This is a genomic window from Thermorhabdus hydrogeniformans (assembly GCF_049310025.1).
Lineage (GTDB): Bacteria > Bacillota > Thermosediminibacteria > Thermosediminibacterales > Tepidanaerobacteraceae > JBJYKD01.
In genome coordinates, this window is record NZ_JBJYKD010000029.1 from 1 (window position 1) to 25504 (window position 25504).

At 47.1% G+C, this 25504-nt stretch carries 34 protein-coding genes; 31 read left to right on the plus strand and 3 right to left on the minus strand.

Features of this window, described 5'->3' with window-relative positions; translation table 11 throughout:
- Window positions 1–109: 109 nt before the first annotated feature.
- The 16 genes from ACKX14_RS12580 (at window position 110) to ACKX14_RS12655 (ending at window position 11928) form a co-directional block, all read left to right on the plus strand.
- Window positions 110–325, plus strand: a complete 216-nt coding sequence (locus ACKX14_RS12580; RefSeq protein WP_422448163.1) for a LysM peptidoglycan-binding domain-containing protein — start codon at window positions 110–112, stop codon at window positions 323–325.
- A complete protein-coding gene (locus ACKX14_RS12585) occupies window positions 322–1065 on the plus strand; it encodes a hypothetical protein (protein ID WP_422448165.1) in 744 nt (247 codons plus the stop codon). The genes ACKX14_RS12580 and ACKX14_RS12585 overlap by 4 nt, the downstream gene beginning before the upstream one ends.
- A gap of 31 nt (window positions 1066–1096) precedes the next feature.
- A complete protein-coding gene (locus tag ACKX14_RS12590; protein ID WP_422448167.1) occupies window positions 1097–1555 on the plus strand; it encodes a hypothetical protein in 459 nt (152 codons plus the stop codon).
- Window positions 1556–1559: 4 nt separating this feature from the next.
- Complete coding sequence (locus ACKX14_RS12595; RefSeq protein ID WP_422448169.1) at window positions 1560–1928, plus strand: GPW/gp25 family protein; 369 nt, start codon at window positions 1560–1562, stop codon at window positions 1926–1928.
- Entirely contained in the window at window positions 1929–3332 is a 1404-nt protein-coding gene (locus tag ACKX14_RS12600) for a baseplate J/gp47 family protein (RefSeq protein ID WP_422448171.1), read from the plus strand. It begins immediately after the preceding gene.
- On the plus strand, window positions 3322–4491 hold the full coding sequence (locus tag ACKX14_RS12605) for a hypothetical protein (protein ID WP_422448173.1): 1170 nt from the start codon (window positions 3322–3324) through the stop codon (window positions 4489–4491). Before ACKX14_RS12600 ends, ACKX14_RS12605 begins: the two co-directional genes overlap by 11 nt.
- 1 nt (window position 4492) lies before the next feature.
- Window positions 4493–6169, plus strand: a complete 1677-nt coding sequence (locus ACKX14_RS12610; protein ID WP_422448175.1) for a hypothetical protein — start codon at window positions 4493–4495, stop codon at window positions 6167–6169.
- Window positions 6170–6181: 12 nt separating this feature from the next.
- Window positions 6182–6532, plus strand: coding sequence for an AAA family ATPase (locus ACKX14_RS12615; protein WP_422448177.1), 351 nt, complete (start codon window positions 6182–6184; stop codon window positions 6530–6532).
- Entirely contained in the window at window positions 6529–7623 is a 1095-nt protein-coding gene (locus tag ACKX14_RS12620; protein ID WP_422448179.1) for an SUMF1/EgtB/PvdO family nonheme iron enzyme, read from the plus strand. Before ACKX14_RS12615 ends, ACKX14_RS12620 begins: the two co-directional genes overlap by 4 nt.
- 77 nt (window positions 7624–7700) lie before the next feature.
- Entirely contained in the window at window positions 7701–8036 is a 336-nt protein-coding gene (avd, locus tag ACKX14_RS12625; protein WP_422448181.1) for a diversity-generating retroelement protein Avd, read from the plus strand.
- A 325-nt stretch (window positions 8037–8361) separates the two neighbouring features.
- Window positions 8362–9474 carry a reverse transcriptase domain-containing protein gene (locus ACKX14_RS12630; RefSeq protein ID WP_422448183.1) on the plus strand — a complete coding sequence of 371 codons (1113 nt, stop codon included), beginning with the start codon at window positions 8362–8364 and terminating at the stop codon, window positions 9472–9474.
- Window positions 9475–9479: 5 nt separating this feature from the next.
- The gene (locus ACKX14_RS12635; protein ID WP_422448185.1) at window positions 9480–9710 is read left to right on the plus strand and encodes a hypothetical protein; all 231 of its coding nucleotides are present in this window, start codon (window positions 9480–9482) and stop codon (window positions 9708–9710) included.
- A gap of 5 nt (window positions 9711–9715) precedes the next feature.
- On the plus strand, window positions 9716–10069 hold the full coding sequence (locus tag ACKX14_RS12640; protein ID WP_422448187.1) for a hypothetical protein: 354 nt from the start codon (window positions 9716–9718) through the stop codon (window positions 10067–10069).
- Window positions 10070–10080: 11 nt separating this feature from the next.
- A complete protein-coding gene (locus tag ACKX14_RS12645; RefSeq protein ID WP_422448189.1) occupies window positions 10081–10827 on the plus strand; it encodes an N-acetylmuramoyl-L-alanine amidase in 747 nt (248 codons plus the stop codon).
- Window positions 10828–10841: 14 nt separating this feature from the next.
- On the plus strand, window positions 10842–11030 hold the full coding sequence (locus ACKX14_RS12650) for a hypothetical protein (RefSeq protein WP_422448191.1): 189 nt from the start codon (window positions 10842–10844) through the stop codon (window positions 11028–11030).
- A 97-nt stretch (window positions 11031–11127) separates the two neighbouring features.
- Window positions 11128–11928, plus strand: a complete 801-nt coding sequence (locus tag ACKX14_RS12655) for a hypothetical protein (RefSeq protein WP_422448193.1) — start codon at window positions 11128–11130, stop codon at window positions 11926–11928.
- A gap of 360 nt (window positions 11929–12288) precedes the next feature.
- Here the strand turns inward: ACKX14_RS12655 and ACKX14_RS12660 are convergent, their stop codons facing one another.
- Together ACKX14_RS12660 and ACKX14_RS12665 are read right to left on the minus strand one after the other, a co-directional pair.
- The gene (locus tag ACKX14_RS12660) at window positions 12289–12510 is read right to left on the minus strand and encodes an alpha/beta-type small acid-soluble spore protein (RefSeq protein WP_422448195.1); all 222 of its coding nucleotides are present in this window, start codon (window positions 12508–12510) and stop codon (window positions 12289–12291) included.
- A gap of 154 nt (window positions 12511–12664) precedes the next feature.
- A complete protein-coding gene (locus tag ACKX14_RS12665) occupies window positions 12665–12829 on the minus strand; it encodes a hypothetical protein (RefSeq protein ID WP_422448197.1) in 165 nt (54 codons plus the stop codon).
- Window positions 12830–13088: 259 nt separating this feature from the next.
- Here ACKX14_RS12665 and ACKX14_RS12670 point away from each other — a divergent pair, with 259 nt between their 5' ends.
- The 12 genes from ACKX14_RS12670 (at window position 13089) to pyrR (ending at window position 20644) form a co-directional block, all read left to right on the plus strand.
- Window positions 13089–14324, plus strand: a complete 1236-nt coding sequence (locus tag ACKX14_RS12670; RefSeq protein ID WP_422448198.1) for a biotin/lipoyl attachment domain-containing protein — start codon at window positions 13089–13091, stop codon at window positions 14322–14324.
- On the plus strand, window positions 14287–14982 hold the full coding sequence (locus ACKX14_RS12675; protein WP_422448200.1) for a YggS family pyridoxal phosphate-dependent enzyme: 696 nt from the start codon (window positions 14287–14289) through the stop codon (window positions 14980–14982). The genes ACKX14_RS12670 and ACKX14_RS12675 overlap by 38 nt, the downstream gene beginning before the upstream one ends.
- Before the next feature lie 24 nt (window positions 14983–15006).
- Window positions 15007–15426 (plus strand): cell division protein SepF, encoded by a 420-nt coding sequence (locus ACKX14_RS12680; protein WP_422448202.1) that lies wholly within the window; start codon window positions 15007–15009, stop codon window positions 15424–15426.
- Window positions 15427–15437: 11 nt separating this feature from the next.
- Window positions 15438–15719 (plus strand): YggT family protein, encoded by a 282-nt coding sequence (locus ACKX14_RS12685; protein WP_422448204.1) that lies wholly within the window; start codon window positions 15438–15440, stop codon window positions 15717–15719.
- Between the two features lie 14 nt (window positions 15720–15733).
- Complete coding sequence (locus ACKX14_RS12690; RefSeq protein ID WP_422448206.1) at window positions 15734–16396, plus strand: DivIVA domain-containing protein; 663 nt, start codon at window positions 15734–15736, stop codon at window positions 16394–16396.
- Between the two features lie 42 nt (window positions 16397–16438).
- Complete coding sequence (locus ACKX14_RS12695; RefSeq protein WP_422448208.1) at window positions 16439–16690, plus strand: TM1266 family iron-only hydrogenase system putative regulator; 252 nt, start codon at window positions 16439–16441, stop codon at window positions 16688–16690.
- Window positions 16691–16726: 36 nt separating this feature from the next.
- Entirely contained in the window at window positions 16727–17443 is a 717-nt protein-coding gene (locus tag ACKX14_RS12700; protein ID WP_422448210.1) for a 5'-methylthioadenosine/adenosylhomocysteine nucleosidase, read from the plus strand.
- Between the two features lie 32 nt (window positions 17444–17475).
- A complete protein-coding gene (locus ACKX14_RS12705; protein ID WP_422448212.1) occupies window positions 17476–17772 on the plus strand; it encodes a DUF5665 domain-containing protein in 297 nt (98 codons plus the stop codon).
- 38 nt (window positions 17773–17810) lie between these two features.
- Window positions 17811–18452, plus strand: coding sequence for a TraR/DksA C4-type zinc finger protein (locus ACKX14_RS12710; RefSeq protein ID WP_422448214.1), 642 nt, complete (start codon window positions 17811–17813; stop codon window positions 18450–18452).
- A gap of 257 nt (window positions 18453–18709) precedes the next feature.
- Window positions 18710–19174: a signal peptidase II gene (gene lspA, locus ACKX14_RS12715; protein WP_422448216.1), complete on the plus strand. Its 465-nt coding sequence runs from the start codon at window positions 18710–18712 to the stop codon at window positions 19172–19174.
- Window positions 19174–20106: an RluA family pseudouridine synthase gene (locus tag ACKX14_RS12720; RefSeq protein WP_422448218.1), complete on the plus strand. Its 933-nt coding sequence runs from the start codon at window positions 19174–19176 to the stop codon at window positions 20104–20106. The genes lspA and ACKX14_RS12720 overlap by 1 nt, the downstream gene beginning before the upstream one ends.
- 1 nt (window position 20107) lies before the next feature.
- Entirely contained in the window at window positions 20108–20644 is a 537-nt protein-coding gene (gene pyrR, locus ACKX14_RS12725) for a bifunctional pyr operon transcriptional regulator/uracil phosphoribosyltransferase PyrR (RefSeq protein WP_422448220.1), read from the plus strand.
- Here pyrR and ACKX14_RS12730 read toward each other — a convergent pair.
- On the minus strand, window positions 20633–22405 hold the full coding sequence (locus ACKX14_RS12730; RefSeq protein ID WP_422448222.1) for an Rqc2 family fibronectin-binding protein: 1773 nt from the start codon (window positions 22403–22405) through the stop codon (window positions 20633–20635). The genes pyrR and ACKX14_RS12730 overlap by 12 nt on opposite strands.
- Window positions 22406–22566: 161 nt before the next feature.
- On the opposite strand from ACKX14_RS12730, the gene dapF reads away from it, so the two are divergent.
- Genes dapF through ACKX14_RS12745 form a run of 3 tightly spaced genes read left to right on the plus strand, consistent with a single transcriptional unit; the run spans window position 22567 to window position 25490 of the window.
- Window positions 22567–23406, plus strand: a complete 840-nt coding sequence (gene dapF / locus ACKX14_RS12735) for a diaminopimelate epimerase (protein ID WP_422448224.1) — start codon at window positions 22567–22569, stop codon at window positions 23404–23406.
- 28 nt (window positions 23407–23434) lie between these two features.
- The gene (locus tag ACKX14_RS12740) at window positions 23435–24598 is read left to right on the plus strand and encodes an LL-diaminopimelate aminotransferase (RefSeq protein WP_422448226.1); all 1164 of its coding nucleotides are present in this window, start codon (window positions 23435–23437) and stop codon (window positions 24596–24598) included.
- 19 nt (window positions 24599–24617) lie between these two features.
- Entirely contained in the window at window positions 24618–25490 is an 873-nt protein-coding gene (locus ACKX14_RS12745; RefSeq protein ID WP_422448228.1) for a YicC/YloC family endoribonuclease, read from the plus strand.
- Window positions 25491–25504 lie beyond the last annotated feature (14 nt).

A 25504-nucleotide genomic window follows, 5' to 3' on the forward strand; every position in this document is an offset into this window, starting at 1 on the left:
CAAAACATTCCTTATGAAATTTTCAAGGTTCGGGAAAAGAAGTAAAAAAGTAGGGTTTCTACACTAGAATCAATCTTGAAAAAGTTAAATGATAAAAGGTGATAATATGTTGCACAGATTAGAGTTATACGGCAGAGGGCAGAAATATTCCGTCGAAAGTGGAGATACCTGGTGCAGCCTGGCCAACAGGTTTTTGGGCAATCCCCATCTCTGGTGGGCCATTGCATCCGCAAATGGGATTGACGATCCGACACAGGAGCCCAAGGCGGGGACAGTTATACTCATCCCTGATTATAATGACGTCTTGCAGGTGATTGAACAATGATAATGGTCGAAGGCGTGCAAGCAGCTCCCATCGCACTTATCTGGGAAACGGGGCTTAAAGAAATCGGCGGGCTCACGTTATACTGGGATGGCGAAGCAAAAATTGAGTTCAAAGAAGGGGATAAGATAAACACCGCTTTCGGGGTTCCCGGAAACCTTCAGAAGGTGGCAAACTATACGGTTTGGCGGCTGCGCCAGGGGGAACGGATAGAAGTTTTTGCTCTTGAGTTCGGGAGAGAGTGGCAGGCTAAGACGCAGGCCATCTACCCCGGTCCTCGCCAGGCGGCGATAGCAAAGCTCATAGGTAAGAGAAGAGAGAAGATAGGGCAGATAGCGGTCAGCGGTGGAGATAGGACCTATGCCCAAAATGAAAGCGATATAGCTTTTTTATACCGTTTAGCAGGAAATATACCAGTCTGGCGGGACAGCGAAGGGAATATTAATATCGCAGACCCGCCGGACGTAAAGATATCACAAGTAATAGAGGTTGCACCAGCTCTGACAACGGGTAGAAAGTACATGGCGGCAGGATTTACCCCGGACGGCAAAGCTTTTGAGGTATCCGTAGGTGATGGCGTGGAAACCAGGGTTGCCGAAGTGTTCCACAGCCCGGCAGAGGCGCGGGACTACTTACAACGTTTGGCGGCGGCAGAATCCAAAGGTAGACTCATCTGCATTGGGCAGCCTGGCATACGTGAGGGTGTAATGTCGTATTGCCGGACGGAAGCAAGTACAGAGTAACAAAATGTGTGCACGAAGTGAGGCATGAGGCATGGACGGTTACCGCTTACCTGAACTAAAGCCGAAAATATATGGAAAGTACCGAGGGATTGTAGTGGTGGGCAAAGACCCGGAAGGGAAAGGGCGGGTAAAGGTTCAGGTACCTGCCCTTTTTGGTTTTAAGACTATTGAGAACTGGGCTTATCCGGTGCTACCGCCACAGTTTGTAGGCATTGATATTGGTGGCGGGAAGTTGCAATTAGACTGGGAAACGATTCAGGCAAGTAACGTTACCGTAAACAGTATTAGCCAAGTAGGAGCGGACTATATACCGAGCACTATCAATGCTAGTTCCCTTGCAACACAAGGAGGAACCTCTACAAGGCAGAAGCTACCTAAACTCATTGGCGTAGACCCTTCTTCTTGGGAAATACCGGCTGGGACCGGTGTCTGGGTTGAATTCGAGGGCGGAGACCCGGATAAACCGCTCTGGTGCGGCTTCTGGAGGTGAGGTCGTGTTATATCCGCTGCAACATAGAGGAGACGGAGCTTTCCAGTATCCTGCAAACGTAGTCGAAGAGATAGCTGCTGCCATCCGTGTAATTTTGACAACAATACCGGGCGAACATCCCAGATTGCCCGAATTCGGAAATCATGCCGCTCTGGTGGTCTTCCGCAATCCAGGTCCGGATCTCGAAGCAATGATAGCAGGATTAGTAAAATACGATATTGAGAGCTGGGAACCCCGGGCAAAGGTGGAGGAAGTAACGGCCACATATGATTATGAAAGCGCATCGTACCGCGTGCGGGTTTTGTGGAGTGCCCCAGAAGCCGGGTTAAGGGAAACAAGGGAAACGGAAGTTACGCTTGGAGGAGGTGTATAAGTGACCAGAACGTATGATGAAATTCTAACGGAGCTAAAGCAATTCGTAAAACAGCGATGGCCCAACTGGAATACAGAGGCCAGGCACATCGGCAATATCCTGCTGGAGTGTCTGGCAGACCAGATCGAGAAACAGGAATACCGAATAGACGCAGTAGAAAACGAATTATTTCCAGACACAGCTACAAAGTATGAAAGCCTACTGCGGTGGGCAAGGCTTGTCGGATACGAAGTCCAATCTGCCAGGCCAGCCGAAGTAACACTGACTTTTTCAGTGCAGGAACCAGCCAGTACCAATATATCTATACCTTTAGGGACTAAGGTGAGCACTCCTGGCCCCGACCCCATTCCATTTATGACCACCGTGGCGGCGGTTATTCCCGCTGGGCAAACCAGCGTAGATGTGGCCGCAAAACAGGTGGAGGAAAAGGAAGATACCTTCAGCGGAACCGGCGAAGCGAGTCAGGTTTACCAGACTTCCTACGGCCCGGTATGGCTGGATAGCTTGCGAGTTCTAGTAGATGGCCAAGAGTGGACCAGGGTACGCGATTTCCTGCTGAGCGGGAGCAGTGATACACATTACGTCGCAGAGCTTCAAGAAGATGGAACGGTCCTGATAATTTTCGGCGACGGCGTCAACGGTAAGGCACCTTTTCAGGGAGCAACGGTTGAGTTCCAATATAAGGTCACTAGGGGTAAGGAGGGTAATGTTCCCGCCGGCGCTATCAATATAGTTGAAACAGTCCTTTATGATGCCAATAGTTACCTCGCTGATGTGCGGGTTACAAATGTCAACCCTGCCACCGGAGGCGAAGACCAGGAAGACATAAATCACTTGCGAGAAGCTATACCTGCATGGGTAACTACGACTAATAGGTGTGTGACCCGCAACGACTTTACCGAAGCTGCCCAGTCGGTTACGGGGGTACAGCGGGTGCTAGTGCTGACCAATGAACAAGATCCCACTATCCCACCTTTGACGGTGCTCATCTATGTGGTTCCGGAAGGTGGGGGAGCACCGAGTCAGGCTTTGTTAGATGCGGTAATGCAAGAGGTGACTGTTAACAGGCCCAAACTTCTTACATTGGCTGTGGATGTGAAACCGGCTAAGTATTTTAACATTGATGTGAGTTGTACCGTGACAGTTGCCCCAAGTTATTCACCTGTGGATGTCCAAAGCAAGGTTTATGAAGCAATCAAACAATTTTTTGATTATGCTCGTAAAGAAGATGAGATTTCGTGGGCTATAGATTTCGGCAAGCCTATATACCTTGCTAAACTCACAGCATGGGTGGCGAGTGTTCGGGGAGTAGCGAATGTGGTTTTTGACTCGCCAACTGCTGATGTGATACCAGCGGCTGATACCCTACCAGCACTCGGGGCGGTGACTGTGAATGTCATTTAAAACTGTAACTCCACAAAGCTTAATTGAAAGCGATCAGGAACTATACCAGTTAGTAGATACTTTTGATGATGGCCTTAGAAGGTTTCAAGATGGCATTGAACGCTTCTATGATGTTTTTGATTTTTTGCGGATGGATGATACAACCGCAGAAAGATGGCTTAAAGCTTTCGGTTGGAGATGGCGATGGCCGGATGACAGGAGGCTGTTACTGAAGCTCTTGCTGAACATCTACAGGTGGAGAGGCACCAGAGAGGGCATTGAAAAGACTGTCAACATAATTTATGGGGTAAGTATATCGGTCAAGGAGTTATGGCCCTTCTTTTACGGGCTCGGGCGAAATATCCCTGACGAAGATAAAAATAAAGCTGTAATTTATTTGGTACCTGATTTATGGAAATGTGTAACCGCTATTGAGACAGTTACTGTGTTTATGAAACCAGCATATGCAGTAGTGGAAGCTGTAGGAATCCCGGACCGCATGCTTCTGCTGAACCAGGCCGGGGCCCTTGTAACAGTTACCCAGGACCTTTCCTGGCAGGAGACCAAGACGTGGAAGGTGTTCACCGGCCCACGGCTCAATGCCTGCGGTGCCGTGGAGGCCGTGACTGAGGACACTTCCTGGAGTGAAACAATTAATTTCAAGACGTTTATCGGACCCCGGCTCAACGGTCCCAGTTTGAAACTGAACGGCACAGGAAGGGCCAACGAAGGGCCAACGTTCACCCAGCAACAGATAATCCAGCACCCAGGCAGCCGGACCTATAAACGGTTTGTGGCGCCAGTAGCGGTATTCAATGCCCGCGGTACCGTAATCGAGGACGTGGTGGACCACGGCTGGGACGAGACTATCACCGAGCACAGGTTCACAGGCCCACGGTTAAACAGCCCACCGACTTTGACTGTGACCGGCCAGGCCAGGCTCAACGCCGGGCCAAAAACCAGCGAGCAGGTGATAGTCCATCATCCGGTTTTGGAGGTCACCGTCAAAAACGACGGCGGCACCCTTCTAAATCGGGGGACCACCGAGACAAGGCAGGAGATCATAAATCACCCGGATGTGCGGACGTACAAGAAATTCAATCCCGAGGTCGGCACGGTCCTCAACAGCAAGCCGGTCCTGGGGTACATGTGGAAGAAAGAACTGAAGGAGGCGGTCTAATGTGGCAGAGAAGTTGGTAAAGTACCAGGGCGATACTACCCAGCGCGAGCTCTGGTCGGGCGGGCCGGTGGTGAACACGGGAGTTTCCCGGCTCCTTGACCCTACTGACCGGGGCTTTGCGGCGATCATGTTCCAGCAGGGCAAGCCGCCCCTGGACGCGGAGATTAACTTGTTACAGCAGATACAAAACCATCTGCGAGCACAAATCATACGGCAGCTAATGCCGTCGGGAATCTTATCTTTGGGTGCCTTGACCACAGGAGTAACCAGCCCACTTAATTGTTTGCGCCTGGGTGAGACCTATGCTATTGTCAACGGCTGGCTGGTAAAAATCGCCGGAGCTAACAGGAGCGACACAGCGAACGATATCATTTTCCCTGATGCCCCGATTAGCGGCTACAGAGACGACCTAGCCTTCATTGAATTCTGGTTTGAGGAAGTGGCGCCTACAGGGAGCCCGGAGGTGGATAGCGAGAGTGTTTATAAGTACGGTGGCGTGCAATCCGGCACTCAGACTAATGACCTCATGGACACCACCATTGGAGACGAGACTACACGGCGCATCCAACTCAGGTGGCGCATCCGGACTGTTGCCGACGTTGACTTTGTGAACTACCCCGATGGTGTTAATCATGGAGCCAAGGTCAAGGCCTGGGGCGGGGCTGGAGCAGATACGACTTACACTTTTACGGCCTCGAGCACCGACAGCAGGCTCTACGTTGCGGGCGACGGCTCCGCGGCGGCCTGCGATGCTCTCAAGTGTGCTACCGGTTACGTCTATGCCCTGAGCTTATTCAAGGTCCATAGGCGAAACCAGACGGCCTATGACGCCGTGAGTAACCCTGACGGTGCCCCGGCCTATGGCCAGGCAAACCCGCGGCCTGACCAGTTATACCATAATGTGATCGCGGCCAGGGACGTAACGCCGACCTATTTCCTGACCGACCTAAAGGAATACCTTTCCCCCGGCATTGAAGCTATAGGGGCCACAGTGATGGAACTTGCCCGGGCGGTCAGGAGCACTGACCTGGAACTCGATAAATGGAAGAAGCAACGGCTGCAGCAGGGCACGGTGACCATCTACAACAAACTGGTGGTTGAGGGGTGCATCATCGGCAAAGTATCGGGCACCAGGAACATTCAAATCACCAAGACCGGGACCTATACTGCCGGTAATGCTTCGAGAGTCTATATCGACGGCAAGGACGTGCTTATTTATGACGAGCAAAATGTGGCCATGGTCCCTACCAACCCCGGCAGTTCGGCGGTAAATTACTACGCCTATCTTGCCTGGGACAGCGGCCAGGGCAGGTATAGAGTCTACGTGGGGACTACGGTTCCCGACAACGCCCTGAAACTGTATCAGATCACCGTGCCGGCTGGGGACCAGGCGACCAACCTGGACGCCTGTACCTTTACCGACCAGCGAAGGCTGGAACCCGGGCACCCGAACTACTATAACACCAGGCCCTTCGCCCTGGTCAGCCCTGCGGGGTACCCAATGCTGGATACTCCGAACTATGACGTATTACTCACGGTGGAAAGCGCCAGTGACCTGGATAAGGTTGGCCGGCTGGAGGTCTACGATAAGGCGAGCAACGGGTTCAAGATCAGGCCTACCGGATCGGCCGATAACATTCAGGTTCGCTGGACCATCGTCGATCCTGATATCGCTTAAGGGGGTGAGTTGATGATTGTAAGAGAAATAAACGAGGGGCCGAAAATCGATTACACACTGGATGGGACGGTCCTGACCCTTGGGGGCGGGGCCGTTTCTGTTGATCTAGCAACCCGGCAGCAGGATACGGAGACGGTGATCGATATCTGCCGCGACGACGGCCACCTGGTGGAAGGCATGGGGCGATGGTACGTGGCCACCATCATCATCCCACCCAGGCGCTATCACCTGGTGGACACCGGCCAAGTGGACGAGAACGGGGCGCCGGTTCTGGCATCGGAGGCCTTACCTTTGGACCTAGATGCCGTGGTCCTCAATTTATGGGCCTTGCCCGAAACAAGCGAAGGAGGTAGTGAAGTATGATCTTCAGTATTAAAGACAGCTACCGCCAAGCTGTAGAAGCTGCTTCTGGCGGGAAGAATACAGTGCTATATGATGATCTGGGTTATCCCTCGATTATGACAGTGGTTCCGCGTTTTAAATTAAGCGACATTGACCCATCCTGGCCTTCCGATCCTCATCCGGCCTTCATCGTTAATGACCGGATAATCGACGAAATTTTTACCTCGAAGTTTCAGAACGTAGTGGTGGGCGGCCGCGCCCTCTCCCTGCCGATGCAGGACCCGAAGGTCTATGTCAATTTCGACCAGGCCAGGGGCTACTGCACTGCCAAGGGTAAAGGCTGGCACCTGATGACGAACGCAGAATGGGCGGCCATTGCCCTGTGGTGCTGGAAGAACGGCTTTCTGCCGCGGGGCAATAACAACTACGGCGGCGACCATTCTGCGACCTATGAGCGTGGCAAGGTAGTGTATAGGTATCAAAGTGGCGGCACCTGGTATGACGGCCGGACGGCTACGGGTTCCGGGCCTGCCTCCTGGTATCACGACAACACCCCATTTGGCATTGCCGACCTGAACGGCAACGTTTGGGAGTGGGTCGACGGGCTGAAACTGCACGATGGCAAGATATACGTCCATGGCTCCGGCGGGGTAGCGATGAATAATTTTGAAACCCAGAACAACAGCCACGATGTGACCGGTTGGGTGGACACCGGGGCGTATTTCGATAATACCACAGCAGGTAGTGCCAACCAGACCGGTGCGGATATCGGCGGCGACCCCATTCTGAGCCCGGACCTCACAAACCCGATGTACACGGCCGATCCTACTTCTGACGCCTACTATGGCTACAGCTCTATTGCTTTTGAAAGCCTTACCGCCGAATCCGGTTTTACGCCACCTGCTATGCTGAAATACCTTGCTATCCAGCCCCCGGGCACTGGCCTTGGCGGCGACAGCCTCTGGGTGCGTAACTACGGCGAGCGCCTCCCGCTCCGGGGCGGGTTTTGGATCGACGGCGCCGGTGCCGGTGTCTTTGCTCTGGACCTGGGCCGCGCCCGCTCGCTCTCGGCCTCCAACGTCGGCTTCCGCGCGGCTTTTATTCCCGTGTAATCTGGGTTCTGAAACCTGAAATCTGCTGGGCGGGCGACAGCCCGCCCTCCCAGTTCTTGAGCACGGGGGTAAAAGCCTTGGCTGAGGAGTTGAAGGTTCTACAAAAAACCTACGATATGATCCAGTACGGCTACATTTGCCTGCGGCAGTACCCCAAGAGCGAGAAGCACACTTTGGCGGCCGAGACCAAGCGGGCCATGTTTGATTTGCTGAAGGCCATCATCATGGCCAATAGGCGATACTACAAGAAGAACGCAATCCAAGAGGCTGACGTCCAGTTAGAAATCCTCCGCCATTATATACGGCTTGCAAAGGACCTGGAGTTTCTACCCATCAAAAAGTACGAGAACTGGTCTAAGATGACCACAGAAATAGGGAAAATAATTGGCGGCTGGTTTAAGTCAGCCCGTTAATCATTTTGGGGAGAAAGCCAAAGCGCGTCCCGATCCGGGGCGGGAACTGGGACAACGGTTCGCAAGCCGGGGTTTTTGCCCTGAACCTGAACAACGCCCGCTCGAACTCGGACAACAACATCGGCTTCCGCGCGGCTTCACCCTGTAGCCAGAAGTGGCCGGCTCACGGGCCGGCCTCCAGTGCGCAGGGGTAAAGGGGCTTTCTTCCCTGCCGCGCTCCCGCCAAAGTTCGGGACCGGCAAAAAACTGAATTGCCGGGAAGGCAGTTAGTAGCCCGCAAGGGCGAAGGGTGCCACGCCCGGCCCTCTTTTATAGAGGTGATGACATGAAGAAACTCAAAGGGCTATATCCTAAGATTTATGATTTCGAGAACCTTTTGGAGGCATACAAGAAGGCACGTAAACGCAAAAGGTTCCGAGACGAAGTCCTGCCTTTCACCCGTAACCTCGAAGAAAACCTGATCAACATACAAAACGAGCTGATCTGGAAAACCTACAAGGTAGGCAGGTATAGGGAGTTCTTCATCTCCGATCCGAAGAAACGGCTAATTATGGCATTACCATTTAAGGACCGGGTGGTTCAGTGGGCCATCTACAGGGTACTTAACCCGCTTTTGGAGCGGCGCTATATCTTGGATAGTTATGCCTGTAGGATAAGTTGCGGCCCTCAACGGGCAGCCGATCGACTGCAATACTGGCTTCGCTACTTGGACAGAAGGTATCCAAGAATTTATGTTCTGAAGCTGGATATAAGTAAGTATTTCTACCGGGTGGACCACGACATTCTAATGGGTATCTTGCGGCGGATTATAGCCGACAAGGATCTCCTCTGGCTTTTAGAGACCATTATCCGATCGGAGGATACGAAGTTCGGTATTCCCCTGGGCGACCACGGCTTCGAGTGTGAGAGGGTCGAGGGGGTTGGGATGCCTATAGGCAACCTAACAAGTCAAATGTTTGCTAACCTTTATCTAAACGAGCTTGATCAGTACGCCAAGCACGTCCTGAGAATTCAGCATTATATCCGATATATGGATGACGTGGTTATTTCACATCCGAATAAGAAATATTTATGGCAGCTTAAAGATGAGATTGGTACATTCCTGGAAGACCGTTTACACTTGGTACTCAATAACAAGACCACCGTCCGAACGGTAGACCAAGGCGTCGATTTCTGCGGGTATCGAATATGGCCCACCCACCGCAAGCTCCGTAAGAGTACGGCCCTCAAAATGAAACGGCGTCTGAAATACCTTCAGCAGGCCTATGCGCGGGGCGAGGTCAGCTTTGATGAGGTGAACGCCACCGTGCAGAGCTATCTCGGGCTGCTCAAACATTGCAATAGTTATAACTTGCGGAAGAAACTTTTTGAGACCTTGGTGTTTATTCGAGGAGGGGATACCGGTGAACAAGACGATAATAACTTGGCCGGAAGGTGACGCATATGCCCGGTTCTGAAATTGCACAATACGGAATAGGCTTTTTTGCTGTAGCAGGTCTGATCTTCATAGTGGCTCGCTATTTTGATGGCAAAAACGACAATAACTTAGCCGAGGTAATAGAAAACAACACGAAAGCCCTTGAGCAGGTGACGGCAGTGGTGCAGGCCATTCAGATAAGCCTTACCCGGCAGGAGGCTAAAATTGATGAGCTATTAGAGAGAGCAAGGCGGTGATGGCTATGAAGGTTCGAGGGTTTTGGTCAGACCCAGACGGCTGGAGCCTGGCCGACGTTGTAACTGTTCTGGTCCTCCCCGTTTGGATGTATGTGGCGATAAAATTCGCATTAGCCAAAGATTTATCCGGGAACCAGGTGGATTATTTTTTGGTCCTTAGTTACCCGCTCTTGATTGCTGTGGGCGGCAAGATGTTGAGTGGGCTGCCGCTTCCCTGGCCAAGGCGGAGCGGCTTTACTGTTGCCCAGCAGGGGTATTATCAGCAGCCTTATTACTATCAGGACCCCGTGGCGCAGACGACGGAAGTAGCCCCAGAGGCTACGGCGCCGGACGGAGCTCCTGAGAAACCGACTATTTAGGAGGTGGTATCATGCGTATTGTAATAGACCCAGGCCATGGTGGCTCTGACCCGGGGGCTGTCGGGCCTAATGGCCTTAAAGAGGCCCATGTAAACCTTGCGGTGGCGCTGAAGGTAGCCGAAAAGCTACGCAAAGCCGGCGTGGAGGTGAAGCTTACTCGCACCAGCGACGTATTCATTGACCTCCAACCTCGTTGCGACATTGCTAACTCTTTTGGTGCAGATTATTTCGTATCTATCCATTGCAACTCTGCCGGAACCCCAAAGGCACGGGGCACTGAGACCTATTGTTACAAACTTGGCGGTAAAGGAGAGGTACTTGCAAAAGTCATCCAGGCCGAGCTGATAGCGGCCACGGGGCGGGTTAACCGAGGGATAAAGACGGCTAATTACTATGTCCTCCGCCGGACCAACATGCCCGCAGTGTTGACGGAGCTGGCATTTATTAGCAACCCGGAGGAAGAACGCTTACTCAGTAACCCCGAGTTCCAAGAAAAGTTTGCCATTGCTATTGCAAGAGGCATCGGCAAAATAGTTGGTATACAAATTGTTGAGGAGGTTTTAGGTATGTTCAAAGACATTGAAGGACACTGGGCAAAAGCCAGCATAGAAAGATTAGCCCAGTTAGGCTTAATTCGAGGCGATGGGCAAGGTAACTTTAATCCAGATAGGACTATCACAAGGGCGGAAGTTGTTGTCTTGCTGGATAGGCTTATAGAGACGCTATCACGTTACGGATTTAAATTGCCGGGTTACTAACAGGAGGTAAGAATATGCTTAAACAAAAACTCATGTCTCGCAAATTCTGGGTGGCCGTAGCAAGTGCGGCTTTTATTGTACTATCGGAAGGCCTTGGGTTGAATGTGGACAGTGACCTTTACTGGAAAATCATCACCCTGGCGCTGGGCTACATCTTTGGCGAAACGGCTGTAGACATTGCCAGGGCGAAAGCCCAGGAGTAAAAGGCACCCCCGGTTAAGGCCGGGGAATTTTTTATTTGCGCAAAAAATGTTAAAATTAATTAAAAATGAGAGAATATATTTAAGGAGCGTATATATAATGAATAAAGATTTTCAATATTATGTAGATGAATTAAAAAAAGTAGAAGTTATATCACAAGATAACTATATTAAAATTCTAAATATATTCAATACATTCGACACGGGATGGTGGTTAACTCCAATAACAATACGGTTGTTTTTTGACCATTTTGATTCGAGAGTATTAAATAAAATGAACAACATCGAAGATATATCTAAAATAATAGAAGATACTTATATTAAGGTTTTCGAAGAAGGTTTTGGTGAATGGATCTATAGTATATCAAGATTGGGTGTGCTAACAAAAAAGAGTGAAGAACGAAAAGTGTTTGCAGAATCTGTGTGGGCTTTTTGGCATAAAAAATACTATTTATCGATAGGGGTAACAATACCATTAATAGAATCACTTTTACAAAATTTTTTAATCAATATTGGCTACAAAAATAGGATAAACGTTAGGGCAATCGGACAAACAGTCAATGTATTAGCCAAAAATGAGTTAAATAGCATGGTTAATAGAAAAGGTTTATGTAGCGAGCTTCTAGAGAGAAAATTAAAGGAAGTAACCCATATAAACCTTAAATTATTTTTTAAAAACATGGTCGATACAGTATGGCATGATTTTGATCCACCTTTGATGTTAAATACAAAAGATTTAAATAGGCACGCAATAGCTCACGGTAGGTATGGATATGGGATACAAATAAATGCTATAAAAGCTTTTCTTTCATTTGAAATGGCTTGCTGGTCAATTATTTTTTTATCCAGTTATCCCGATCATATTATTATTAATTTATTAATTTATATAATGACGCTTTGAAGAAATTAAAAAAAGATAAAAAGAAATAATAAATATTTTACAGCGGGGATATTTCCCGGGGCATAGCAGGAAATGACAAAACATGCATGCAAATATTTTGCTAATATACCTCTTAAAACACTTTAAAAAAATGACCTCTTTTTACATATTCATAAAACCATATAACCTAGATATAATGCGGCTTTCACAACATTTTAAAACTTATTGCATAACTGCTAAAATTCCTTAGGCTAGAATGGGGTTCTAGAGGCCGGGGGTTCAAGTCCCCCCACTCAGACCATTAATTATGTATACAACACTTTACAGGATTTAATCAAATTAAAGAACAGGTCCGGTGGTAAGGGACCTGTTCTTTGTCACTTATACTGTGGTTTTTCCACTTGCACGCCTTTCGTAATCTTCGATCATTCTTCTAACCATGTGACCGCCAATAGCCCCACAATCGCGGGAAGAGTAATTACCGTAGTAGCCGTCAGGCGGGGTCTGAATACCTATTTCTCTTGCAATTTCGGCTTTAAACTGTTCCATCGCCTTACTGGCTTCAGGAACGACCAGTTTATTGGTTTTTTGACCAAGGGCCATTTTAGTCACCTCCTGATAATAATATAACCGTATGTAATATCTATATACTAGAAATAAAATCTTGTTTTAACTGCTTTTTCTTTCTGGTTTTTAAAAAGCTATTTATATTACTGAGAAGCCCGGTAAATAACCGGGCTGTTTTGGTATTTTATGGTTATTGCCTGACTTTTGGTCTGAACATATCCAGGATGCCCAGGACGACATGAGCCAGGCCAAAGCCTGTTATTCCGGCACCTACGGTCCCGCCGGTTATAAGGCCTACCGCAGTGACTGCGGCACCGACTCCGGTTACCACCCAACTTGTGGTTTTTCCGTTCATAAAAATCGCCTCCAAATATAGTATTGCTCCCCGGTTTAATATTATAAGCTTCAAGTTAATGGAATAATTTCCCGGGCCATAGCAGGAATCACGTTTTTTCGATATAAATCGATATTATATTTTGAATTTTATTTTTATAAATACCTTATTTTTTATTATGGGTGTTCAAATGAAAATCACACTTTTTTTTGGCCACAAAAGAGGATTATTCCTATTTTTGGAGAAGATAATAATTAAATTATAAAAGGTGTAAGATGTTATGAAAACGGGAATAGGCAAAAAAGTAGTACCTCTAAGACCTAAAAAAAGCTTTCCATGGTGCCGTCTTGTTCTTACTTTTTTGCCGCTTATTTTAATGGTAATAATATTTTTCAATCAAATCGTCAACAGAACTTATGTTGTGGACAGGGGCAGTATTCAAAAAAGCTTTTTTTCGGAAGCCGTAGTCGTAAAAAATGAAATCCTGATAAAATCTCCCACCGGTGGCAATTTACAATTTCTTGTCAAATCCGGCGAGAGGGTTAGGGTAAATACGCCGTTGTTTATAGTGACTACAAACTTAGGGCAAAAAGAGGAGTATGAAAGGGAAATAGTGGAACTTGAGAAAAAGATAAAATCATTGAAGGAAAGCTCCGTTTCATCATTATCCATAAATGTCATAGACAAATCGATAGATGAGACCAGAAAAGAATTAAAGCAGGCCGTTTCAAAGGGCCAGTTCGAAAAGACATCGGCATTAAAAAACGAACTGGCCAGATTGATGAAAGAAAAACAGGAGAAAATAAAGGTCGAGGAAAGTAATATAAGATTACTTGAAAAAGCTTTAAAAGAAAAAAGAAACAAGCTGCAGGAAATTCAGAAAATAGTATACTCCCCTGCGGCGGGCATAGTAAGTTTCAATATTGACGGTTATGAGAATCTTTTATCACCGGACACGCTTCAAAGTCTTTCTTCCAAGCAGATAAAATCCATAAACGGGCAAGCTATAAAACGGGATGCGGAGAACTCTGGTCAGGTCATAACGGCCACCGCGGGGAAGCCGGTGTTAAAAATCGTAGACAATTTCACCAGTTTTTTAGTATTCGATACTGGAAATAACCGTTTGGAAAAGGGGAAGTCTTATGATGTTAGGTTGCCCGCCACGGGCACCAGGGTTAAGGGGAAGGTAATTGACGTCTATGAAGATGGCCATGTGGGGGTAATTTTAATTGACGAAGACTTACCAGAACTTTTTGATTCTAGAAAAGTCGAAATAGAGGTTTTGACCGAAAATTATACGGGTAACTTAATCCCCACGTCATGCCTGGTGTCGTTGGACGGACGGGTGGGCGTGTATTTGCTGGAGCAGGGGGAGAAGGTGTTTACACCAGTTAAGGTTATAGCAAAATCCGGTGATAAAGCCATTGTAGAAGGCTTGAAATTGGGCGATAGAATTTTGATAAAAGGGGAATCCATCTATGGAATACTTAGAGGAAAATTTAAAAAAAGTAAATGAAAAGATTATAGAATCCGCCGTAAAATCCGGCAGAAGCCCGGAAGATATTCGAGTTGTGGCGGTGACAAAAACCGTTCCTCCGGATGTTATTCAAAAAGCGGTGGATTGCGGAATAACCATATTGGGGGAAAACAGGGTCCAGGAAGCACGTTCAAAGGTTGATCTGGTAAAAGGCCATGTCGAGTGGCACATGATCGGCCACCTGCAGAAAAATAAGGTAAAAACGGCCGTAAGGCTTTTTTCCATGGTACAGTCGGTAGACAGCCTGGAGCTGGCCAGGGAGATAGATAGAAGGGCTGGTGAGATCAATAAAACCATCGATGTATTAATTCAGGTAAACATCGGCAAGGAAGCCACAAAATTTGGCATAAATTACGAAGAAACGGAGGACTTTATCAAAGAAGTTTCGCAGCTTCCATGGATTAAAGTTAGGGGCCTGATGGCTATAGCTCCTTTTAAGGAAAATCCGGAAGATACAAGGCCTTATTTCAAAAAAATGCATGATTTGTTTATAAACATAAAAAACCTGGCTATTGATAATGTTGAAATGGAATATTTATCCATGGGAATGACCAATGACTTTACGGTGGCCATTGAGGAAGGTTCAAACATGGTCCGCATAGGCACTGGCATATTCGGTGAGAGGAAAGTAAAATAATTCTGGTGAGAGAAGGGGAGAATTATGGGTGAAAAAAAGCTTCTCAACAAGATTCTGTACTTTTTAGGTATTGAGGACGAAAACCCTCCGATTCCCGAAAGAGAAGACTACATTGAACAAAGACCGCGAGGAAGGGTTATCAATATCCACCAGACCGTAAAAAACAAAATGGTGATATTCAGACCGACTTCCTTCGATGAAGTCCGGGAAATATCCGACGAAGTGAAAAACCGCCGGGCGGTCATAGTAAATCTGGAGAAGCTCGATAAAGAAAATGCCAGGCGGATACTGGATTTTATGAGCGGCAGTGTTTACGCTTTAAACGGTACCGTTAAGAAAATAGGACCGGGCATATTTATATTCGCGCCGGATAACGTAGACATTTCGGGAACGGATATAGACGAAAGCTTGAAAGAAAAATCATCTCTTACTACGTTGAGATAGGGGTGGTCTTATTGGCGCTAATCAGAGCGGTGGAACTATTTTTTCAATTCCTTTACCTGATGATCATAATCAGGGTTTTCCTTTCCTGGTTTCCGACGGCGGCGCAGTCGGGGCTGGCACGCTTCATCTATCAGGTTACGGACCCCATTCTGGAACCTTTCAGAATGTTGCTTGAACGTTTCATGCCCCGGGGTCCGGGCTTTTATATTGATTTTTCACCTATAGTGGCTTTAGTGGTGCTGGATATTGTAAAGCGCTTTGTAATAAGCTTGCTTTTAAGGATGATTTTTTGAGGAGTGAAACGCAGATGAGTATATCTCCACTTGAAATTACTAAAAAAGAGTTTAAGAGGTCCTTTAGAGGCTACAATGAAGAAGAGGTAAGAGACTTTCTTGAAAAAGTCGCTCAAAGTTACGAGAGAATATACAAAGAGAATCTCGAATTTAAGGAAAGGGAAAAAGCTCTTGAAGAAAAACTTAACGAATACAGGGAAATGGAAGCCACGTTGAAAAGCGCCCTGGTCCTGGCGGAAAAGACCGCTCAGGATGTGAGAAAAAACGCCCAAAAAGAAGGGGAATTAATCATTAAAGAGGCTCTCGCAAAGGCCAGCAGAATAATAAAAAGGGCGGAGGAGAAATACAACGACATGCACAATAGGTACACGGAGATGAGACAGCAGTTCGTCCTTTTTAAGACCAGGTTTTTGAACTTTCTACAGTCACAAATTGAGTTCATCAAATCCTGTGAATTAGACCCCCGGCAGGATTTCGATGCTTTTGAATCCTTTGAGGAGGCTGCGGCCGGCAAGGAATGGAACAAAGACTCAAGCTGTGAATGTGTTCATATTCCCGGTGATGGCGTCGAAGGCGATGGTGAAAAATCAAAAGAAGACCCCTTTGATTCAAATATGAAACCGGAGAAAAATGAAATTAATGAAACTGCGGAGGATCAGGAAAAACAGGAGCAATAGCGGGATTTTTGAAATACAGATAAACTTGGTGAGGGAAAGAAAATGCCGCGAGAAAACCGCATATCGGTAGTTGGTATAATAATACATGATCGTGAGAAAAACGCCGAAAGGGTTAATGAAATACTGTCCAAATACGGCCGGTTAATAATCGGGCGGATGGGCGTTCCTTATCGCGAAAGAGGCATTTCGGTAATAGCGTTGATAGTGGACGCTACCACCGATGAACTGGGAGCGCTGACGGGCCAGCTCGGCAGTATTCCGGGGGTGAAGGTCAAATCCGCCATAACGGCATAGTAGACACGAGGTTGCTATTTTTTTAACAAGGGGTTGATGGCAATAATCGGAATCATCGGTGCCATGGAGAAAGAGGTTAAATTTTTTATTGAAAATATGAAAGGCGCGGAAATAATAACGCGGGCGTCAATGGTGTTTTATGAGGGAAATTTACACGGCAAGAGAGTGGCGGTGGTAAAGAGCGGAGTGGGAAAAGTCAATGCAGCAGCATGCACCCAGATCTTAATAGATTTTTACAACCCCCGGGCCGTTATCTGTACGGGTGTGGCGGGAGCCCTCCGGGAAGACCTGGACTTCGGAGATGTGGTCATTTCCAAAGACGTTGTGCAATACGATGTAGATGCCACGTGTTTCGGCCATGAACCGGGTGAAATTCCCAATCTCGGGATAAAGTACTTTGAAGCATCTGGCGAACTTATAGAAATAGCCAAAAAAGTCCACGACAATGCCTTTAAAGATAAAAAAGCCGTGATCGGAAGGGTTTTAACGGGAGATCAATTTTTAAGCAGCGGGGAAAGGGCCGCTTTTTTAAGAAACACCTTTGAAGGCAGCTGTGTGGAGATGGAGGGAGGAGCCGTCGGTCAGGTATGTTACCTTAACAACGTCCCTTTTTTAATAATAAGATCAATTTCGGACAGGGCGGACGGCAGAGCGGTGGCCGATTACGAAAGGTTTGTGGAGGAGACGGCAAAAAGATCCTTTGAACTGGTGGCCGGTATTATCAAAATTTACGGTGAGGGGAATAATAAATAGAGTCAGGCGACGAATTAGTTTGAGGGAAACGTATGAAACAAAGTAAATTGATAAACGACCTAAACCAAAAGTTAGACAACCTCACCGTACAGATCGAAAAGCTGAATTTAGCCGAATACCTGGACATCCTTCGCAATACCAGAAGGCTTTTGTATGTCAATTTCCTTGCGGGAATCGCGAGAGGATTTGGCATGGCGGTGGGTTTTACTCTTTTGGGCGCGCTGGCAATATATATACTGCAGCGAGTGGTGATATTGAGACTCCCTTTAATTGGAGATTTTATAGCAGAAATAGTAAAAATAGTACAGAAAGAGCTTTCAACCAAATGAACAGATTTTTCAGTAACTATGAAAAGGGAGGCCTGAACTTGCTCAATACCGGACATTTCCGCAAAAAGCTGGAAGAACTAAAAAAAGAACTGGAAGAACAGCAGCAGGTGATAGTTAAGCGCGGGTCCGAACCTTTGAAGGAATCCACAGGTGAACTTTCAGGTTACGACAACCACACCTCGGATTTGGGAGCTGAGACCTTTGAGAGGGAAAAAGACCTTGGGGTAAAGGACAACGCCAGGATTATGCTCATGAAGGTAAACCACGCTCTTGATAAGATAAAGGAAGGAACCTACGGTATATGCGAAAGGTGTGGCAAACCGATAGGTGAAGAAAGACTGGAGGCCGCTCCCTATACAACTTTATGCATCGACTGCAAAAATGAAGAGGAAAAACTGGACGACAGCAGCCCCAGGCCTGTGGAGGAAGAAATTCTCCGTTATCCCTTTGGCAGGAGCTTTTCGGACGAATGGGACCGGAATATGTACGACGGAGAAGATGCGTGGCAGGATGTGGCCAGGTACGGCACGGCCAATTCGCCGCAGGATGTACCCGGGGCGGTGGATTATACAGAAACATATGTGGATGGCGATGAAAAAAGAGGCATTGTGGACAAGGGTGATGAAATAATAGATGAAGAAGATCCCGACGAAGACGACAAAAACGAATTTGCAGAATAATGCCCGAGAAGGGCATTTTTTAATTTAAATATATATACCGCGTCTAATAGCGCACCTTAGATGAAAATTGCGCCGCACGTTGTTTTAACCGAAAAATTTGCCCAGAGACTTCATCGCGACAATTTGTGCCAAACGTCAGAGATAGTGTGAATTTTTATTGGGTCAATTAGCAGGAAAAGTCAGAGAGCTGTCTTTATTGTCTGGGGTATTTTTGATATAATAAAAAGAACTGTTCAGAATTATGGAGGTATAAAATCTTGGACCTAATACTTTACAGTCTTATTATCCTGGCCGCCGACCAACTGTCCAAGTTCCTCATTCGGTCGACGCTGCGACCGCACCAGTCTATTCCCATTATAACAGATGTTTTTCACATAACTTACGTTCAGAACACAGGCGCCGCTTTCAGCATCTTGCGGGGGAAAACTTATTTTTTTACGATGGTCTCAATTTTAATCATCCTGATGATAGTGTACTATGCGAAAAAAATTCCGGCTGGAAAAAAGCTGCTTAGATTTACTCTGGCATTGATTTGCGGCGGTGCGGCCGGCAACCTGGTAGACCGTCTGAGATACGGATACGTGGTGGATTTTCTGGATTTTCGAGTATGGCCGGTTTTTAATATAGCCGATTCGGCCATCGTCGCAGGTGTTTTGATCCTCGCTTATTTGATAGCTTTCGATGCCGAGATTCAAGGCCTTCTCAATAAAGACGGGAGGTAGTGGCCTTGGTTACCGAATACCGCTTTATCGCTCAAAAAGCAGATGAAAAAAGGCGGGTGGACGTATTTTTGGCTGAAAAATTGCAAAATATCTCCAGGACTTTTATAAAAAAGGGTATTGAAGAAGGGTGGATAAAAGTCAACAGCGACATGGTAAAGCCTCACTACAAGTTGAAAGAAAACGACGAGATTACGGCCCGCATACCACCGCCTCAAAAGCTTTCCCTTGTTCCGGAGAACATACCCCTTGACATAATTTTTGAAGACGGGGATATAATAGTCGTCAACAAACCAAGGGGTATGGTGGTTTACCCCGCTCCCGGCAATTTTAGCGGCACTCTGGTGAATGCACTGTTATACCACACAAAAGATCTATCGGGCATCAACGGCGTGGCGCGGCCGGGTATTGTCCACCGCCTGGATAAAGACACTTCGGGGGCCATGGTGGTGGCAAAGAATGACCTGGCCCATCAAAATCTTGCGAAGCAGCTAAAAAACAGGCAGATGAAAAAAATCTACTGGGCACTTGTATGGGGGAGGGTTTCGGAGGATAAAGCCACCATTAACGCCCCCATCGGCAGGCACCCGCTGAAGCGGACCGAAATGGCCGTTACAACTAAAAATTCCCGGGAGGCCATTACCCATTTTAAAGTCCTGGAGAGGTTTTCGGAGTACACTCTGTTGGAAGTCCGCCTGGAAACCGGACGAACCCATCAGATAAGGGTTCATATGAAGTATATCGGTCATCCGATAGTGGGGGATCCGGTATATTCAAGGAAAAAAAGTCCCTTTAATATTGAGGGACAGGCGTTGCACGCTTTCAAACTTGGTTTGTATCATCCCAGAACCGGAGAATTCATGGAGTTTGAGGCGCCTCTGCCGGAAGATTTTGCGGGTATTTTAAACTTTTTAAGGATGAGGGAGGGTAAGTGATATGGAGGAAAAGGCCCGCATTATGGATGAACAGGCCATAAACAGAGCGCTAATCAGGATAAGCCATGAGATTATTGAAAAAAACAAGGGTGTGGAAGACCTGGCTCTCGTGGGCATTAGAAGGCGGGGAGCCCCCCTGGCGAAACGCATAGCATCCAACATATCGTCCATTGAGGGTGTGGAACTTCCCGTGGGGATACTTGATATAACCCTTTACAGAGATGACCTGTCAACGCTTTCCACCCAGCCTGTGGTACACAAGACAGAAATACCTTTCAACATAACAAACAAAAAAATCGTCCTGGTGGACGACGTAATTTATACCGGCAGGACGGTAAGGGCGGCTCTTGACGCCCTGGCAGATATAGGAAGGGCGCGGATGATACAGCTGGCGGTTTTAATTGACCGGGGGCACCGGGAATTGCCGATAAGGCCCGACTACGTCGGCAAAAACGTACCTACATCCAGAGACGAAGTGATAAAAGTCAAGCTCGAAGAAGTTGACGGAGAAAACTGTGTTGTGATATTAAAGCGATAACCGTTTCACCGTAGCTTCATCCGGCGTTACATACAGTGTTTTGTGATGGTCGTATATGACAAAACCCGGTTTGGCGCCGGCCGGTTTTCTTACATGTTTTTTCAATGTGTAATCTACGGGAACGTTGCTTCCGTTTCGGGCCCTGCTGAAGTACGCCGCCAGGATGGAGGCTTCATACAGGGCTTTATCGCTCACTTTTTGTTTCGAGCATTCGATAATTACGTGGGATCCGGGTATGTCTTTCGTATGAAGCCATATGTCTTCGGGTCCGGCCTTTTTGAGGGTCAGCATATCGTTCTGGCGGTTATTTTTGCCCACATATATGGTAAAACCGTCGGACGACCTGAATTTTAATGGCTCAGATTTTGACTGCCGGGGGCATTTTTTGCCCGCTGCTTTCAGGTAGCCCTGGTTTTCCAGTTCGTGGCAAATTTCATGCAGATCTTCCATATTGCTGCAGTTTTCCACATCAAACAGCGCGCTTTCCAGGTAATATATTTCCTGTGAAATCTCCTGTAGTTTTTTCTCCAGCATGATTCTCGCCGATTGCAATTTTTTATAGCGATTGAAATAAAGCTGGGCGTTTTGGGAAGGTGTCAATTTTTCGTTAAAAGGGATGGTTATTATTTTGTCGTTATCGTAAAAATCGGGGAGCTTGACCTCCTTCAAACCCGGCTTTACCTGATAAAGATAGGCTGAAAGAATTTCTCCCCAGAGCCTGTATTTCTCCAGGTCGCCGGTCTCCTGAAACTTTTTCTTATGGAATGAAAAACCTTGCCTCAGTTTTTCAAGATGTTTGGATATTTCCGAGCAGACGCGTTTCTTGAGGGAAGCGAACGCCTCGGTTTTTTCTTTTTTGGAAAAATATAAATCCACTATCTCGTTCACATGGGATTTTACCACCTTTAAGCGGTGTTTTTGTTCCAAGGATAAAAGAGGTAATACCCAGAAATCATCGGGTTCGGAAGTATTGCTATTTATATACAGCGATGGGGAAAAGTTTCCCGACCCTATTTTGGTTCCGACATCTTCAAGGGCTTTGACAATATTGTTTTTTTCTTCTTCCAACAGGAGTCCCACGGTTTTTTGGGGGTCCACTCCTGCCCTGAAAGTTATTTCCCGGGATGCGGCGCCGCTCAAACCCATGATATTGTCTAATATCCATTTGCTTACGGTCCTGGTATCGCCATTGACAACGGCATGGCATAATGTTGACATAAAATTATTATGGTCAAATGCAGTCAAACTGATTTTGTGCTGCATGGGAGGATAGATATACTTTTCTCCCGGCAGGATCTGGCGGAACCTGTTGACTTCGACGGGTATTCTTTTTATTGAATCGATTATGGTGTTGCTTTCGGGCTGGACCAGTATAATGTTGCTGTGCCTTCCCATGATTTCAATTATTAGCTTCCACTCAACGGGTTGCATGAATTCATTGTTATTGTGAATGGTAATCTCCACGATTCTCTCCAGGTCGGGCTGCTCAATTTTTACAATATTGCCGCCGATGAGGTGCTTTCTTAAAAGCATGCAAAACGCCGGAGGAGAAAGAGGGTTTTCGACTATGCTTTCCGTCAGGTGAATTCTGCAGTTTACGGGGTGTGAGGACATGAGAAGTTTTAATTCCTCCCTTCCGCGGCGAATGTAGAAAATAAGCTCATCTTTATGGGGCTGATAAATTTTATTTATCCTGCCGCCGGTGAGAGCCTCTTGCAGTTCGGAAACCACGGCGTGCAGGGTAATTCCGTCAAAGGGCATGGTCTGAACCTCCCGGAATTTTATATCACTGGTATCATGTTACTAGTATACCATATAGAGCGATACCTTTAATAGATAAATAAATTTATTGTTTAAACCAAAATTAGGTGGTATAATAATTTTAATGATTTTGAAAGAAAAAATAAGGGTGGTCTTGAAATATGGAGTTCACCAAAACACACGGCCTTGGAAATGATTTTATAATCGTAAATGGCATAAAGCAAGATGTCGTAGGTATAGAAAAATACGCAAGAAAAATCTGCGACAGGCATTTCGGAATAGGTGCGGACGGAATCCTGCTGGTTTTGCCTTCGCGAATGGCGGATGTCAGGATGAAGATTATCAACAGCGACGGCAGTGAAGCAATGATGTGCGGCAACGGGATAAGATGTTTTGCACATTATGCATACACGCGGGGCATAGTTACAAAAACGGTCATCGATGTGGAGACCCCGGCAGGAGTTAAAAGGGCCGAAATTCTGAGTACAGGCATTGAGACGATGGTTAAGGTGGATATGGGTGAGTACAGCATGCTCAAAGGGGATATACCCATGCTAGGCTCCTCCGAAGAGGAAGCCATAGATTTTACCATTTCCACAGAGGATAATGAGTTTAAAGCTATTGCGGTTTCCATGGGAAACCCGCATTGTGTGATATTTGTAGAAAATGTGGATGAAGTTCCGCTCGAGCGCATAGGCCCCGTTATAGAAAACCACCCGCTGTTTCCCAACAGGACAAACGTCGAATTTGTGGAGGTCCTGGATGAAGACCATCTAAAAATGAGGGTGTGGGAACGCGGGGCGGGCATCACCATGGCATGCGGGACTGGAGCATGCGCTTGTGCTGTGGCGGCTCTGAAAAAGGGCCTGGGAAAAAGACAAACAAAGGTTTTTCTCCCGGGTGGGGAGCTTTTTATAGATATTGATGATAAAAAACGGGTCTTCATGACCGGCCCCGTCAGAGAAGTGTTTAACGGCCGGGTAGACCTTTCCAAATTATAAACAATTTATAAATTATGGAGGTATTTTCGTGGAAAGAGCAAATCGCATCAAAAAAATTCCGCCTTATCTCTTCGCGCAGATCGATAAGAAAATTGCCGATCTCAAAAAGGCGGGGGTTGACGTCATAAGTCTTGGAGTTGGGGACCCGGACCTGCCGACCCCCCCCAACATTATCCAAGCCTTGCAAAGGGCCTGCGAAGATCCGGCGTGCCACCGGTACCCCGAATATGAAGGTTCGCTGGAGTTTCGCCAGGCGGTGGCGGCTTACTACAGCAGGCGGTACGGTGTTGAACTTGATCCGGAAAACGAAGTAATGGCCCTTATAGGATCAAAAGAGGGTATAGCCCACATTTTCCTGGCTTACATAGACCCCGGAGACTACGCACTGATACCGGACCCGGGATATCCGGTCTACAGGACTGCCACGATTTTCGCGGGTGGTATACCCTACCCTGTTCCCCTGGTGAGGGAAAATAACTTTTTACCCGACTTTTCAAAAATAGACAGCGACATAGCCAGAAAAGCAAAAATCATGTTCTTATGCTACCCCAACAATCCCACAGCGGCTGTGGCGGATAAAAAGTTTTTTGAAGAGGCTGTGGATTTTGCCAAAACCTATGATCTGGTGATATGCCACGATAGCGCTTACGCCGATGTTACTTACGACGGCTACCGGGCGCCCAGTATCCTGTCGGTGGACGGTGCCAAAGAAGTGGCCATTGAATTCGGTTCCCTGTCAAAACCTTACAGGATGACCGGATGGAGAATTGGCTATGCGGCCGGCAGCAAAGAAATCGTTTCAGCCCTGGGCATAATTAAGACCAATGTAGACTCCGGTCAATTTACCGCGGTTCAAAAGGCGGCGGTGGAAGCCCTGACTGGCCCCCAGGATAGCGTGGACGAAATGCTCTCCGTTTTTAAGCGGAGGCGGGATTTGGTGGTGGAGGCCTTGAGGAGCATGGGATTTGATGTGGAGACGCCAAAGGGAACTTTTTATGTATGGGTTCCGGTACCCAGGGGCTTTACATCCGCTTCCTTTGCCGAGATGCTCATCGAAAAAGCGGGTGTTGTCGTGAGCCCCGGAAACGCTTATGGAGAATACGGCGAAGGATATTTTAGGATATCTCTGACCACTCCTGATGACAGAATCGAGGAAGCGTTAAAGAGAATGAAGGAAAATTTAAATTTTTAAGTGGAGAAAGGCGTTTAAAATGATAAAGAGCATGACGGGTTATGGACGTGGGGAGAGCCTTGACAGAATTTCCTGGGTGGTGGAAATAAGATCCGTAAACCACAGATTTCTGGAAATATTTGTCAAGCTCCCCAGGCCCTGGCTTTTATTGGAGGAAAAGATAAAAAACTACATAAAGGGGAAAATAACAAGGGGCAGAATAGATGTATTTGTGAACTTGTCCTGTGAGAATCTTCCGGTCGATATAAAAATTGACAAGGCAATGATTGAGAATTATTATAAAAGATTGCTGGAAATCAAGGAGGAGATTGGCTTTGAAGGTCCCGTGTCTTTATCGCTGCTCTCCTTAATGCCCGACGTTTTTCAGGTAAATGAGAACCTGCCCCAGGAACGCGAATTGTGGGATTCTTTAAAGCCGGCTTTGGAAGGGGCGGTGAATAACTTGCTGGATATGCGGGCAAAAGAAGGGGAAAACCTGTGGAATGATATTTCGGCAAGACTTGACATTATAGACAACAAAGTGGATATTATAAAAGAACGGGCGGATGTGGTTGTGGAAGAGTACAGGAAAAGGCTTATGCAGGATGTGGAGAAGCTTTCCCGGGGAATTGCCGTAGATCAGGAAAGGATAGAGGCTGAAGTGGTGCTGTTTGCTGAAAGGTCAAATATATCCGAGGAAATTGTAAGGATAAAGAGCCATCTGTGCCAGATGAAAAGCCTGGCGGCTTCGGAGGATGCTTTGGGAAAAAAGATGGATTTTATAGCTCAGGAGATGTTTCGGGAAACCAACACCATTGGCGCAAAGTCTTCCGATTATGTTATTTCCAGGGAGATTATTGAAATAAAGAGCGAACTCGAGAAGATAAGAGAGCAAATCCAGAACATTGAGTAGAATTTCAGGAGGGA